The sequence below is a fragment of the Georgenia wangjunii genome (assembly GCF_036421975.1).
Lineage (GTDB): Bacteria > Actinomycetota > Actinomycetes > Actinomycetales > Actinomycetaceae > Georgenia_A > Georgenia_A wangjunii.
The window spans coordinates 630,174-642,916 of sequence record NZ_JAZGON010000001.1; the positions used below are offsets into that span (position 1 = coordinate 630,174).

Genomic DNA, 12,743 nt, shown 5'->3' on the forward strand with positions numbered 1-12,743 from the left:
CCCAGCCCCCCATTTCTGACGGACCCCTCGAGGGTGGCGAGACCGTGGTCGAGCACGACCGCGTCGAGCAGGTCGACCTACAGCTGGAGATGCAGCGCTCCTACCTCGACTACGCCATGAGCGTCATCGTCGGGCGCGCGCTGCCGGACGTCCGCGACGGCCTCAAGCCGGTGCACCGCCGCGTCCTCTACGCGATGTTCGACGGCGGCTACCGCCCGGACGGCTCCTTCAACAAGTGCTCGCGCGTGGTCGGCGAGGTCATGGGGCAGTACCACCCCCACGGTGACACCTCGATCTACGACGCCCTCGTGCGGCTCGTCCAGCCGTGGTCGATGCGCTACCCGCTCGTGGCGGGCCAGGGCAACTTCGGTTCCGCCGGCAACCTCGGGGCGGCCGCCCCGCGGTACACCGAGTGCAAGATGGCGCCGCTGGCCATGGAGATGGTCCGCGACATCGACCACGAGACGGTCGACTTCGGGGACAACTACGACGGCAAGAACCAGGAGCCGCTCGTCCTGCCGGCGCGGTTCCCCAACCTCCTCGTCAACGGTTCCGAGGGCATCGCCGTCGGCATGGCCACGCGGATCCCGCCGCACAACCTCCGTGAGGTGGCCGACGGCGTCCAGTGGCTGCTCGAGCACCCGGAGGCCACCCGCGAGGAGCTCCTCGGCGAGCTCATGCTGCGCATCAAGGGCCCCGACTTCCCCACGGGCGCGACGATCCTCGGCCGCCGCGGCATCGAGGACGCGTACCGCACCGGGCGCGGGTCGATCACCCAGCGCGCGGTCGTCAACGTCGAGGAGATCCAGGGCCGGCAGTGCCTCGTCGTGACCGAGCTGCCCTACCAGGTCAACCCGGACAACCTCGTCAAGAAGATCGCCGACTACGTCCACGACGGCAAGATCCAGGGCATCGCGGACATGCGCGACGAGTCCTCGGGCCGCGCGGGCCAGCGCCTCGTCATCGTCCTCAAGCGTGACGCCGTCGCCAAGGTCGTGCTCAACAACCTGTACAAGCACACGCAGATGCAGGACAACTTCCCGGCGAACATGCTCGCGCTCGTCGACGGTGTGCCGCGCACCCTCAGCCTCGACGGGTTCGTGCGCCACTGGGTCAACCACCAGATCGACGTCATCGTGCGGCGTACCCGGTTCCTCCTGCGCCGGGCGGAGGAGCGCATCCACATCCTGCGCGGTCTCCTCAAGGCCCTCGACGCCCTCGACGAGGTCATCGCCCTCATCCGCCGCTCCGACACCGTCGACGCCGCGCGCACGGGCCTGCAGGACCTCCTCGAGATCGACACCGTCCAGGCCGACGCCATCCTCGCCATGCAGCTGCGCCGCCTCGCCGCCCTCGAGCGCCAGAAGATCATCGACGAGCACGACAAGATCCAGGCGGAGATCCTCGACTACAAGGAGATCCTCGCCTCGCCGGTGCGCCAGCGGAACATCGTCTCGGCCGAGCTCGCCGTCATCGTCGACAAGTTCGGCGACGAGCGACGCACGACCATCGTCCCCTTCGACGGCGACATGTCCGTCGAGGACCTCATCCCGGAGGAGGACGTCGTCGTCACGATCACGCGCGGGGGCTACGCCAAGCGCACCCGGTCCGACGCGTACCGGTCCCAGCGCCGCGGCGGCAAGGGCGTGCGCGGCACCCAGCTGCGCGAGGACGACATCGTCGACCACTTCTTCGTCACCACGACCCACCACTGGCTGCTGTTCTTCACGAACACCGGTCGCGTCTACCGCACGAAGGGCTACGAGCTGCCCGAGGGCGGGCGGGACGCCAAGGGGCAGCACGTGGCGAACCTCCTCGCGTTCCAGCCGGGCGAGCGCATCGCCCAGGTCCTCGCGCTGCGGGACTACGACCAGTCCGACTACCTCGTCCTCGCGACGAAGCGCGGTCTCGTCAAGAAGACGCGCCTGCAGGAATACAACTCCCCGCGCACCGGTGGCCTCATCGCCATCAACCTGCGTACCGACGCGGAGGGCGAGCCCGACGAGCTGGTCGGCGCCGGCCTGGCGAACTCCGACGACGACCTCCTGCTCGTATCGCGCAAGGGCCAGTCGATCCGATTCACCGCCTCCGACGACTCGCTGCGCCCGCTCGGACGGGCGACGTCGGGCGTGACGGGGATGAAGTTCCGCGACACTGACGAGCTCCTCGCCATGGACGTCGTGCGCCCCTCCTCCTCCGACGGCGCGCTCTTCGTCGTCACCGAGGGCGGCTACGCCAAGCGGACGGCCGTCACCGAGTACCGCGTCCAGGGCCGCGGCGGGCTCGGCATCAAGGTCGCCAACCTCGTCGAGGCGCGCGGCGACCTCGTCGGCGCCCTCCTCACGGCGCCCGACGACGAGGTGCTCGTCATCATGGAACGCGGCAAGATCGTGCGTTCCGCCGTCGACGAGGTCAACCTGACCGGGCGCAACACCCAGGGCGTGACCTTCGCCAAGCCGGACAAGGGCGACCGGATCATCGCGGTCGCCCGCAACGTCGAGACCGCCCTCGCCGTGGTCGATGGCGTAGCGTCCTCCCCGGATGACGCGGAGGGCGGCGACGAGCCGGCGGCTCAGGCCGACGGCGGTGCCGACGGCGCCGGGGGCGCCACCCGCACCGATGAGGGCCTCGCCGAAGACGGAGGAGACGCATGAGCAGCACCACCCCGGGGCAGGGTCCGCGGGACGCGGGCGGGGGCGTGAGCCCCGAGGAGACGCCGGCGCGCCCTGACGGGCAGCGCACGGGCGAGACCCCCGCGGACCGTACCGGTCCGGCGGACGGCGGCCGGCCGGCCGGCAGCTCGAAGGCGGGTGGCCCGACGGCGGCCTCGCCGACGGGTGCCGACCGCGCAGCGATGCGCACGAGCCTCGCGGAGCGGTTCGCCAGCGCCAAGGCGGCCCCCGCGGAGACCGCCGCGAGCCGCACGAGCACGTCCGGGCCGGCGTCGACGGCGCGCATGGGTGCGACGGACGGGCCCGCGCCCGCACCACGTGAGCAGGCCCGCAGCGCGCCAGCCGCGACGGCAGCCGGCGCTGCCGCCGCCGGTGGGGCGGCCCGCGCTGAGCGCACGGAGCCGAGGCCGGCGCCCGCCCAGCCGACGCAGCCCGGCGCCGCGCGCCCCGACGGCGCAGGCCGGCCGGCCGGGCCGCGCCAGGTACGTCTCTCGCTCGCCCGCATCGACCCGTGGTCGGTCATGAAGCTTGCTTTCCTCCTCTCGATCGCGGTCGGCATCGGGATCGTCGTCGCGACGGCGGCCATGTGGTACGTGCTCGACACGATGCACGTGTTCGCGGACATCCAGGGGCTGCTCGACTCCCTCGGCTCCGAGAGCTTCCTCAACCTCATGGAGTACGCCCAGTTCGACCGGGTCATCTCGATGGCGGCCATCGTCGCCGTCGTCGACGTCCTCCTGCTCACGGCGCTCGCCACCCTGGGCGCCTTCCTCTACAACATCGTGGCCGCGCTCGTCGGCGGCCTCCACCTCACCCTCACGGACGACTGAGAGTGCGGTGCGGCCGCCGGTTTGGGCGGTCGCGCCGCGCTGAGGTAGTCTTCATCGGCGCCGCCGGGAGCAGTCCCGATCAGCGTGACGGGCCTATAGCTCAGACGGTTAGAGCGCTTCCCTGATAAGGAAGAGGTCACAGGTTCGAGTCCTGTTAGGCCCACCCGAGCGAGGCGAGACGCGGGAGTGACGATGAAGAAGGCTCTGATGCTCGCGGCGGCCGCACTGGCGGGCTACGCGGTATGGACCAAGGTGCAGCAGGACCGCGAGGAGCGGGACCTGTGGGCCGAGGTCACCGACAGCTTCGGGGAGAACTCCTTCGCCGCCCGTAGCGACGCACCGCAGGAGCCGAGCGGCGCCTAGCGCACGCAGGACCGGCCGCGTCCGGTGACGCGGCCCCGGGGGCCATGGCGCAATTGGTAGCGCACCTGCTTTGCAAGCAGGGGGTTGCGGGTTCGAGTCCCGCTGGCTCCACCACTGAGACGTCCGACACCCGGAGCGCCAGACGCCGTTGCGTCTGTCACACTGAGGAAGACGTCCGAACCTGGACGACAGTGCGGCCCTGCGGTCGCGCCCCTCGACTTACAGGCGGCGGCCCATGAGCCACACCATCGACAGACCCTCACCCCCCACCCCCTCACCGAGCACGACGCGCGCCGACGGCACCCCCCGGGGCTCCGTGCGCGAACGTCAGGTGAGTGACTTCACCGCCCTGACGAAGCTCGTCCAGCAGGCCGGCCTCATGCGTCGGGCCTACGGCTACTACTGGTCCAAGCTCATCGGGCTCACGGTCCTCGGGCTCGGCCTCGCTGTCGCGTTCGTCGTCGTCGGCGACACGTGGTGGCAGATGGTCACCGCCGTCGCCCTCGCGCTCCTCATGACGCAGATCGCCTTCCTCGGGCACGACGCCGCCCACCGGCAGATCTTCGTCTCCGGGAAGTGGAACGAGTGGGTATCCCTCATCGTCATCAACCTCTTCGCCGGCATGGGCCACGGGTGGTGGAACGGCAAGCACAACAAGCACCACGCCGCCCCCAACAAGCTCGGCGTCGACCCGGACATCGCGCCCGGCGTGCTCGCGTTCACCCCCGAGGCTGTCGAGGAGCGCAAGACACCCCTCACGCGGTGGCTCGCGACGAAGCAGGGCTACTTCTTCTTCCCGCTCCTCCTCCTCGAGGGCCTCAACCTGCACATCCAGGGTGTCAAGCGCGTCGTCACCCCTGGCCCGGTCAAGCGCCGCTGGGTGGAGCTCACCTTCATCATGGTGCGCCTCATCAGTTTCGTCGCCCTCGTCTTCATCGTCCTGTCCCCGGGCAAGGCGGCAGCCTTCATCGGCATCCAGCTCGCGGTGTTCGGCCTCTACATGGGCCTGTCGTTCGCGCCCAACCACATCGGGATGCCGATCGTGCCGGCGACGGTCAAGGTCGACTTCCTCAGCCGCCAGGTGCTCATGAGCCGCAACGTCACGGGCGGCCGCTGGGTCGACACGTTCATGGGCGGGCTCAACTTCCAGGTCGAGCACCACCTCTTCCCGTCGATGGCGCGGCCCAACCTGCGCAAGGTGGCGCCCATCGTGCGCGAGTACTGCGACCAGCTGGGCGTGAAGTACACCGAGACGTCGATCGGGCAGTCGTACAAGGCGGTGTCCACGTACATCAACCGCGTCGGCCGCGGCGGGCTCGACGTGTGGGCGTGCCCGCTGGCGTCGCAGACGCGGGCCTGACGCGCAGAGAGGGCCCCGGGACCGGCTGGCTGGTCGGTCCCGGGGCCCTCCTGCGTCTCCAGGGGCGCGCACGTGCGCGTGGGACGACGACGCCCCGGTCACCTCGTGGAGGTGACCGGGGCATCGCCTGTTGTGCTGGCTGGCCGCTCTACTTGTCCGTGCGGCTCTCGTCGATCGTCTCACCGGCGTCAGCGGCCGCCGCGTCGACCGCCAGCTCGGCGTCGAGCGCGTCGGAAGCGACCGGCGTGACGACGTCAGGCTCAGCGGCCTCGTCCGCGGCAGGCACGGGCGTGGTGACGGTCGTGTCGTCCCAGTACTCCTCCGCCCACGGGTCGTCGACGGGCTGGGTGCGGCGCCAGAGGAGGTAGCCGGTGCCGGCTGCGGCGGTCCCGACGAGGATCCAGCCGACGGTCTTGGCGGTCGAGTGCGAGCTCGGCGGCTTGCTCAGCGCCTTCTGGGCGGCCTTCCCGGCCTTCGACGCCTTCCCGCCCAGGGAGTCCTCGCCGGACGCGGCGCGAGCGGCGTCCTGCATGGCCTTCTGGAGACGCGGGATGTAGTCGTCGACGAGGATGTCCCGGGCGTGGTCGACAGCCGGGCGTGCCCTCTCGGCCACGGCCTCCACACGCGGAGCGGTCGCCTTGACGCTGTCGCGCCAGGCGCGGTCCAGCTTCGGCGCCGCGACGCTCGAGGCCCACAGCTTGCCCTGGTCGGCGAGGGCCGCGGCGGTCGCGCCAGCCTTACCGGCCTGCTCGCTGAGGGCGTGGCTGAGCTCGATCGCCTGACGGCGGTACTTGTCGGCCTCGATCTCGGTGATCTTGCTCTTGCGCGACATCTGCTCTCCCTCTGTCGGTCTGGTCTGGCGGTCCATCGTCCCACCGGCTGGCGACAAGCGCACCATGCCTGGCCCTGCATTGTCCCCGGAGGCTCGCCCGCCGTCCGCCTCGTGGGCAGGACCGGCGGTGGTCCGGCGGGGCGGACCACGACGAGCCGTGAAAAGATCGGGGCATGGAAGCCACACTGCACACGTCCGCCGGCGACATCGTCGTCGAGCTGCTCCCCCACCACGCCCCCAAGACCGTTGAGAACTTCACGGGCCTCGCCACGGGCGAGCGCGCCTGGAAGGACCCGAAGACGGGTGAGGAGAAGACGACGCCCCTCTACGACGGCGTCATCTTCCACCGCGTCATCCCCAACTTCATGATCCAGGGCGGCGACCCGCTCGGCACCGGCACGGGGGGCCCCGGCTACACGTTCGACGACGAGATCCACCCCGAGCTCGGCTTCACCGAGCCCTACATCCTCGCCATGGCCAACGCCGGCAAGGTCGGCGGCCGCGGGACCAACGGCTCCCAGTTCTTCATCACCACTGCCGCGACCCCGTGGCTGCAGGGCAAGCACACGATCTTCGGCCGGGTCACCGACGCCGCGAGCCGGGCCGTCGTCGACACGATCGGCACCACGCGGACCGGCGCGAACGACCGCCCGGTCGAGGACGTGACGATCCGCTCCATCACCGTCACGGCCTGACACGGCGGGACTGTGAGCCAGCTCGACCACGGGGGGGCCGGCGCGGGGACGGCGCCGGTCTGCCCCCGCCACCCGGACACCGTCTCCTACGTCCGCTGCCAGCGCTGCGGCCGCCCCACGTGCCCGGCCTGCCAGCGTGCGGCCGCCGTCGGCGTCCAGTGCGTCGACTGCGTCGCGGAGGCGAACGCCGCCCTCCCGGTGCGGCGGACGACCCTCGGGGGCCGCGACCGGGGACGGCGACCGGTCCTGACGATGGGGCTCATCGGTCTGTCGGTGCTCGCCTTCGTCGTGCTCCGTGTCGTTCCCGAGCTGCGCTCACGGCTCGCCTTCGTCCCGCTGCTCGGTGACGCCGAGCCCTACCGGTTCCTCACGGCGGCGTTCCTCCACTCGGGCTTCCTCCACCTGGCCGTCAACATGTACGCGCTGTGGATCATCGGCAGCGTCCTCGAGCCGATGCTCGGCCGCTGGCGCTACCTCACCCTCTACGTGCTCAGCGCCGTCGGAGGCTCGGTGGGGGTGCTGCTGCTCGCAAGCCCCGCCGACGACTCCTGGTACACCCCCGTCGTCGGCGCGTCCGGGGCCGTGTTCGGCCTCTTCGCCGCGATCGGCCTCGCGCTCCGGCGCTACGGGCGGGACGCCACCCAGATCGTCGTGCTCCTCGCCATCAACGCTGTCATCGGCTTCCTCCCGGGCTTCAACATCGCCTGGCAGGCGCACCTCGGTGGTCTCGTCACCGGCGCCGCGCTCGTCGCCGTCTACCTCTACGCCCCGAAGAAGCACCGCGGATGGGCGGGCGTCGCGGGAAGCGCCGCGGTTGCCGTGCTGCTCGTCGTGCTCGCCGTGACGAGCTACGGCGGCCTCTGAGCCGCCGCGCCCGTCCGTCGCGCGGAGTCCCGCTGGCCGGACCGCGGTGGGTCGCGCACCGAGCGAATGACACGGGTGTAGTTCTCCACAGGGTTGTGCACTTCTGTGGAGAACGACCGTGCTGCCCTCCACAGGGAGACCCCTGAGCGGGGACTACACCGATGTAGTTCTCCACAGGTGGGTGCACAGCTGGGGACGGTTGCACGGCAGCCGGGGTCGAGCGTCGTCGCCCGGTCGGCCACGGCGCTGACGGTCGGGGAGCAGCGGTGCTCCCCGACCGTCGTGCACCGCGCGAGGGGCGGCGTCAGTGCAGAGGTGCGTCAGCGCCAGCGCAGGCACATGAGGAACCCGGCCATGAGGACGACGAACCCGACGGCCAGGTTCCACTGGCCGATGTCCGGGATCGGTCCCGCGGCCTGGACGATGTACGTCGTCACGACCCAGAGGATGCCGATGATCATGAGGGTGACGGCGGTGGGTACCCACCAGCGGGGGCTCGCCTTCGGCTCCGCGGGTGCGGGCGGCGGGGTGTACTCGGCCTTCTTGCGACGCTTGGACTCCGGCACGGTCAGCTCTCCTTCGGGTCTCCCGCGCAGCTGGCGGTACCTGTTCGGCGAATGGGTCGCGCGCCGGAACCGTCGACCGGCTGACGCACTGATGACCTAGCGTAGTAGGCGGGAAGCCAAATCCCTCGCGCGGTGTTGCTCGTGGTGACTGCAAGGAGGCGCGGGTGTCGGAACCGGAGGACAAGCGCGGGCTCGCCGCGCCGAGAGGCGCAGAGGTGGGCCCGGCGGTCGACGACCGTCCAGTGCGCGCTCCTGCACGCCGCGCCAGCGTCGGGGTGGCGGCCGTGTGCGGGATGGCGGGGCTGCTCCTCGCGACGAACGCGTCGCTCTTCGCCGCCGACGACGACCGCCACCCCGAGAACCTCGTCCAGCTCGCACGCGCCGAGACCGAGCGGCTCGAGGAGGTCGAGGCGGAGGTGGCGGCGCTTCGCACCCGCGTGCGTGACGTCGTCGACGCCCAGCCGCCAGCGGTGCCGAGCGACGTCATCGCCGGTGAGCTCACCTCCCACGCGTCCGGGCGCAACGCCGTGACGGGCCCCGGGCTGGTCGTCGAGATGTGGGACGCCCCGCCGCCGCCGGACTTCCAGGAGCGCGGGCTGCACGTCGACGACCTCGTCGTCCACCAGCAAGACCTCGAGGCAGTCATCAACGCCCTGTGGGCCGGTGGTGCCGAGGCCATGACGATCCAGGGCCAGCGCATCGTCTCGACGTCGTCCGTGCGTTGCGTCGGAAACGTCCTGCTCCTCCACGGCCGGCACTACTCCCCGCCGTACCGCGTCGCCGCGATCGGGGACCCGGATGCGCTCGAGAACGCCCTCATGGACTCGCCCGGCGTCGAGATCTACCTCCAGTACGTCGAGGCGGTCAACCTCGGGTGGTCCGTGACGGAGCGCGCGAGCATCGAGATGCCCGCGTACGAGGGCAGCCTGCGTCTGGAGTACGCGACGGTGCCGGTGGCTTACGCTGGTGCCGACGCCGGTAACGACGCAGGGGAGCCTTGATGGCGACGACCGAGATGAGCACGGCAGCCGGGACGCCGTACGACGGCGGCGGACCGTACGCCGACCCGCCGCGGCGGGCCCGCCAGGAGCGCCCGCGTCGCGGGTTCTTCTCCACGCTCGTCGGCGTCCTCGGCGAGCTCATGATCACCGTGGGCGTCCTCCTCGGCCTCTTCGTCGTCTGGCAGCTGTGGTGGACGGACGTCGAGGCGCAGGGCTACCAGGCTGAGGTCGCGGAGGAGTGGCAGGGCTCGGAGAGCTACGTCAAGGCCCCGACGTCGCCGGGCGAGGAGCGCACGGACGCCCCGCCCATCCCCGACGCCGTCGGCACGGGCGAGGTCATGGGCAAGCTCCACATCCCGCGGCTCGGTTCCGGCTACGGCCCGTACACCATCGCCAACGGCGTCGGCCTCGCCGACGTGCTCAACCGCGGCTACATCGGGCACTACCCCGACACCCAGCTGCCCGGCGAGATCGGCAACTTCGCGACGGCGGCCCACCGCCAGTCCTACGGGGCGCCGTACAAGGAGATCGAGCAGATCGTCGAGGGCGACTCGCTCATCGTCGAGACGAACGACGCCTACCTCGTCTACACGGTGACGAGCCACGAGATCGTCGACCCGAGCCAGATCGAGGTCATCGCGCCCGTGCCGAACGAGCCGGGCGTCGTGCCTACGGAGCGGATGATCACGCTGACGACGTGCCACCCCCTGTTCTCCGCGGCCGAGCGCTGGATCACGTACGGCGTCTTCGACCACTGGGTCGACAAGGGCAGCGGCATGCCCGCCGAGCTCCTCGAGGAGGGTGCCTGATGTACGGACTCGTCTGGCGAGTGCTTCCCGGACCGGTGTGGTTCCGCGCGATGCTCGCGCTCGCCCTCATCGTGGGCGTCGTCTACGTCTGCTTCACGTGGCTCTTCCCGGAGATCGCGCCGTACATGCCGTTCAACGAGATGACCCTCGAGGAGACCGGTGAGCGGTAGCTCGATCCTCGTCGTCGACAACTACGACAGCTTCGTGTGGACGATCGTCGGGTACCTCCAGCAGCTCGGTGCCCGCACGACCGTCGTGCGCAACGACGACGTGCCGGCCGACACGAGCGCCTTCGACGGCGTGCTCATCTCCCCCGGGCCGGGGACGCCGAAGGAAGCGGGCGCCAGCATGGAGCTCATCGAGCGCTGCGCGAGCGACGGCCGGCCCATGCTCGGCGTGTGCCTCGGGCACCAGGCGCTCGGTGAGGTGTTCGGAGCGGTCGTCACGCACGCCCCCGAGCTCATGCACGGCAAGACGTCCCTCGTCGAGCACGACGGGAGCGGCGTGTTCGCGAGCCTGCCCACGCCCTTCACCGCGACGCGCTACCACTCACTCGCCGTCGTGACCGAGAGCGTGCCCGACGAGCTCGAGGTGACCGCCGCGACGGCCTCAGGGATCGTCATGGGGCTCGCGCACCGCTCGCTCCCGCTCCACGGCGTCCAGTTCCACCCCGAGGCGGTGCTGAGCGAGCACGGCCACCGGCTGTTCGCCAACTGGCTCGCGCTCACGGGCGACGGCGGTGCCCCGGCCCGCAGCGAGGGCATGGCCCCGCTCGTCCGCGCCTAGGTCAGCGTTCGGCGGAGGGCACCGCGTGGTGGCCCCCGGTCACCACGTCAGCCGTTGCCGTTGCCGCGGCCGTTCCCGTTGCCGTTCCCGTTGCCGCCTCCGCTGTTGTTGCCCGGTCCCGCGTTCGGGTTGCCGGAGCTGCTCCGTCCCTGGGCACCGGGCGACTCGCCGTCGGCCGGCGGCGCGGGCTCCTCGCTGCCGTCGCCGTCGTCCGCGGGCGGTTCCTCGGTGGCGGGCTCGGTCGGCTCCGGCTCGACGGGCGGTGCCTCGATCGCGACCGTGAGCAGGATCGTCGTGAAGCGCGGCACGGGGCCCGTCCGGTCCTGCGCGAGGACCGTGCCGGGCTCGGCGTCGCCCGAGGGCACCTCCTCGACGCGGGTGCTCAGGGTGTTGTCGCGGAGCTGAGTCTCGGCGTCGGCGAGGGGGACACCGACGACGTCGGGCACGTCGACGTTGCCCGACGCGAGGTTGAGCGTGATGACGGTGTCCGGGCTGACGGGCTCCCCGATGGCCGGTTCCGTGCTGGCGACGCGGTCGGCCTCCCACGCGGGCGTGTTGACCGTCGCCGTGCGGATCTCCGTGAGGCCCTCCTCCTCGAGCCGGTCGCGCGCCTGGTCCTGGCTCATGCCCTCGACGTCGGGCACCTGGACGGAGTCCGGGCCGGCGGAGAACCGGACCGTGACGGTCTCACCCGTCTCGACCTCCTCGCCGACGGCGGGCGCGGAGCTGACGAACAGTCCCTCCTCGACCGTGTCGGACGGCTCTGGCTCGCCGATGGCGAAGACGAGCTCGGCGTCCTCGACGGTCTGCCTGGCCTCGGTCTGGTCCATCCCCTCGAGCGGGGGGACCTGGACCGTCGTGACCTCGGGCTGCTCGTTGTCCTCCCCGGTGATGAAGAGGTAACCGATACCGATCGCGGCGGCGAGGCCGACGAGCACGAGGAGCCATATCCACCACGTCGAGCGCTTCTCGTCCTCCGGGGGCACCGCGGCGGTCGTCGCGGTGCGCGTCGTGGCCGTGCCGAGCGGCTCACGGCTCGCGGGCAGGACCGACGTGGTCGCGGCGGGCGCTGCCGGCCACGCCCCCACGGCGGGCGCGTGGACCGTCCCGCCGCGGACGGCGGCCTCGAGGTCGGCGCGCATGGCGGCGGCGTCGGGGTAGCGCTCCTCGCGGTCCTTGGCGAGGGCCTTGAGGACGACCCGGTCGAGCGACTCGGGGATGTCGGGTGCGACGTCGCTCGGCGCCCGGGGGATCTCCCGCACGTGCTGGTAGGCGACGGCGACGGCCGAGTCCCCGCTGAACGGGGGCTGGCCGGTGAGGAGCTCGAAGAGGAGGCAACCGGTGGAGTAGAGGTCGGAGCGGGCGTCGACCACCTCGCCGCGGGCCTGCTCCGGCGAGAGGTACTGAGCCGTGCCGACGACGGAGTGCGTCTGCGTCATCGTCGCGGCAGAGTCCGCCATGGCCCGCGCGATGCCGAAGTCCATGACCTTGACGGCCCCGGTGGGGGTGAGCATGACGTTCCCGGGCTTGATGTCCCGGTGGACGATCCCCTCCCGGTGCGAGTACTCGAGCGCGCCGAGGATGCCGGCGACGATCTCGACCGCCTCGTCGATCGGCACGGGCGTGCCGTCGGTGAGGAGGGAGCGCACGGTGTGGCCCTCGACGTACTCCATGACGATGAACGGGACGTGAGCCGGCTGGCCGGCGGAGTTGATGACCTCGTCGTCCCCCGTGTCGTACACGGAGACGACCGCGGGGTGGTTGAGCGCCGCGGCGGACTGGGCCTCCCGCCGGAAGCGGGCCTGGAAGGTGGGGTCGCGCGCGAGGTCCGAGCGCAGCACCTTGATGGCGACCGTCCGGGAGAGCCGGCGGTCGTAACCGATGTGGACCTCGGCCATCCCGCCGCGCCCGATGAGGTCACCGACCTCGTAGCGTCCACCCAGCACGCGCGGTACCTCGTCCACC

At 71.3% G+C, this 12,743-nt stretch carries 13 protein-coding genes and 2 tRNA genes; 12 read left to right on the forward strand and 3 right to left on the reverse strand.

What is annotated here, in order from left to right:
* Nucleotides 1-11: 11 nt before the first annotated feature.
* The 6 genes from gyrA to V2J63_RS02875 all read left to right on the forward strand — a co-directional run bounded on the left by gyrA (nucleotide 12) and on the right by V2J63_RS02875 (nucleotide 5,225).
* A complete protein-coding gene (gene gyrA / locus V2J63_RS02850) occupies nucleotides 12-2,654 on the forward strand; it encodes a DNA gyrase subunit A (RefSeq protein WP_331229676.1) in 2,643 nt (880 codons plus the stop codon).
* Nucleotides 2,651-3,502 (forward strand): DUF3566 domain-containing protein, encoded by an 852-nt coding sequence (locus tag V2J63_RS02855; protein WP_331229462.1) that lies wholly within the window; start codon nucleotides 2,651-2,653, stop codon nucleotides 3,500-3,502. The genes gyrA and V2J63_RS02855 overlap by 4 nt, the downstream gene beginning before the upstream one ends.
* A gap of 89 nt (nucleotides 3,503-3,591) precedes the next feature.
* Nucleotides 3,592-3,665: transfer RNA gene (locus tag V2J63_RS02860), tRNA-Ile, on the forward strand.
* 29 nt (nucleotides 3,666-3,694) lie between these two features.
* Nucleotides 3,695-3,865, forward strand: a complete 171-nt coding sequence (locus V2J63_RS15745; protein ID WP_434056270.1) for a DLW-39 family protein — start codon at nucleotides 3,695-3,697, stop codon at nucleotides 3,863-3,865.
* Between the two features lie 38 nt (nucleotides 3,866-3,903).
* Nucleotides 3,904-3,979 (forward strand) — tRNA-Ala (locus V2J63_RS02870).
* Nucleotides 3,980-4,100: 121 nt separating this feature from the next.
* Nucleotides 4,101-5,225 carry a fatty acid desaturase family protein gene (locus tag V2J63_RS02875; protein ID WP_331229463.1) on the forward strand — a complete coding sequence of 375 codons (1,125 nt, stop codon included), beginning with the start codon at nucleotides 4,101-4,103 and terminating at the stop codon, nucleotides 5,223-5,225.
* 148 nt (nucleotides 5,226-5,373) lie between these two features.
* Here V2J63_RS02875 and V2J63_RS02880 read toward each other — a convergent pair whose 3' ends face one another.
* Nucleotides 5,374-6,057, reverse strand: a complete 684-nt coding sequence (locus V2J63_RS02880; RefSeq protein WP_331229464.1) for a hypothetical protein — start codon at nucleotides 6,055-6,057, stop codon at nucleotides 5,374-5,376.
* 173 nt (nucleotides 6,058-6,230) lie between these two features.
* Here V2J63_RS02880 and V2J63_RS02885 point away from each other — a divergent pair, with 173 nt between their 5' ends.
* Both V2J63_RS02885 and V2J63_RS02890 read left to right on the forward strand, forming a co-directional pair.
* Nucleotides 6,231-6,752: a peptidylprolyl isomerase gene (locus V2J63_RS02885; RefSeq protein ID WP_331229465.1), complete on the forward strand. Its 522-nt coding sequence runs from the start codon at nucleotides 6,231-6,233 to the stop codon at nucleotides 6,750-6,752.
* 12 nt (nucleotides 6,753-6,764) lie between these two features.
* Entirely contained in the window at nucleotides 6,765-7,616 is an 852-nt protein-coding gene (locus tag V2J63_RS02890; RefSeq protein ID WP_331229466.1) for a rhomboid family intramembrane serine protease, read from the forward strand.
* 320 nt (nucleotides 7,617-7,936) lie between these two features.
* Here V2J63_RS02890 and V2J63_RS02895 read toward each other — a convergent pair whose 3' ends face one another.
* Nucleotides 7,937-8,182 (reverse strand): cell division protein CrgA, encoded by a 246-nt coding sequence (locus V2J63_RS02895; RefSeq protein ID WP_331229467.1) that lies wholly within the window; start codon nucleotides 8,180-8,182, stop codon nucleotides 7,937-7,939.
* A 164-nt stretch (nucleotides 8,183-8,346) separates the two neighbouring features.
* Between V2J63_RS02895 and V2J63_RS02900 the strand changes: the two genes are divergently transcribed.
* Genes V2J63_RS02900 through V2J63_RS02915 form a run of 4 tightly spaced genes read left to right on the forward strand, consistent with a single transcriptional unit; the run spans nucleotide 8,347 to nucleotide 10,778 of the window.
* Nucleotides 8,347-9,183, forward strand: coding sequence for a DUF881 domain-containing protein (locus V2J63_RS02900; protein WP_331229468.1), 837 nt, complete (start codon nucleotides 8,347-8,349; stop codon nucleotides 9,181-9,183).
* Nucleotides 9,183-9,992, forward strand: a complete 810-nt coding sequence (locus V2J63_RS02905; protein ID WP_331229469.1) for a class E sortase — start codon at nucleotides 9,183-9,185, stop codon at nucleotides 9,990-9,992. Before V2J63_RS02900 ends, V2J63_RS02905 begins: the two co-directional genes overlap by 1 nt.
* Entirely contained in the window at nucleotides 9,992-10,162 is a 171-nt protein-coding gene (locus V2J63_RS02910; RefSeq protein WP_331229470.1) for a hypothetical protein, read from the forward strand. The genes V2J63_RS02905 and V2J63_RS02910 overlap by 1 nt, the downstream gene beginning before the upstream one ends.
* Nucleotides 10,152-10,778: an anthranilate synthase component II gene (locus V2J63_RS02915; protein ID WP_331229471.1), complete on the forward strand. Its 627-nt coding sequence runs from the start codon at nucleotides 10,152-10,154 to the stop codon at nucleotides 10,776-10,778. Before V2J63_RS02910 ends, V2J63_RS02915 begins: the two co-directional genes overlap by 11 nt.
* 47 nt (nucleotides 10,779-10,825) lie before the next feature.
* Here the strand turns inward: V2J63_RS02915 and pknB are convergent, their stop codons facing one another.
* Complete coding sequence (gene pknB / locus V2J63_RS02920; RefSeq protein ID WP_491062209.1) at nucleotides 10,826-12,742, reverse strand: Stk1 family PASTA domain-containing Ser/Thr kinase; 1,917 nt, start codon at nucleotides 12,740-12,742, stop codon at nucleotides 10,826-10,828.
* Nucleotide 12,743: the final 1 nt, after the last annotated feature.

Coding starts and splice junctions, on each gene's coding strand:
- V2J63_RS02885 (WP_331229465.1), top strand. CDS start 6,231: ATGGAAGCCACACTGCACACGTCCGCCGGCGACATCGTCGTCGAGCTG.
- V2J63_RS02910 (WP_331229470.1), top strand. CDS start 9,992: ATGTACGGACTCGTCTGGCGAGTGCTTCCCGGACCGGTGTGGTTCCGC.
- V2J63_RS15745 (WP_434056270.1), top strand. CDS start 3,695: ATGAAGAAGGCTCTGATGCTCGCGGCGGCCGCACTGGCGGGCTACGCG.
- V2J63_RS02875 (WP_331229463.1), top strand. CDS start 4,101: ATGAGCCACACCATCGACAGACCCTCACCCCCCACCCCCTCACCGAGC.
- V2J63_RS02880 (WP_331229464.1), bottom strand. CDS start 6,057: ATGTCGCGCAAGAGCAAGATCACCGAGATCGAGGCCGACAAGTACCGC.
- V2J63_RS02855 (WP_331229462.1), top strand. CDS start 2,651: ATGAGCAGCACCACCCCGGGGCAGGGTCCGCGGGACGCGGGCGGGGGC.
- V2J63_RS02905 (WP_331229469.1), top strand. CDS start 9,183: ATGGCGACGACCGAGATGAGCACGGCAGCCGGGACGCCGTACGACGGC.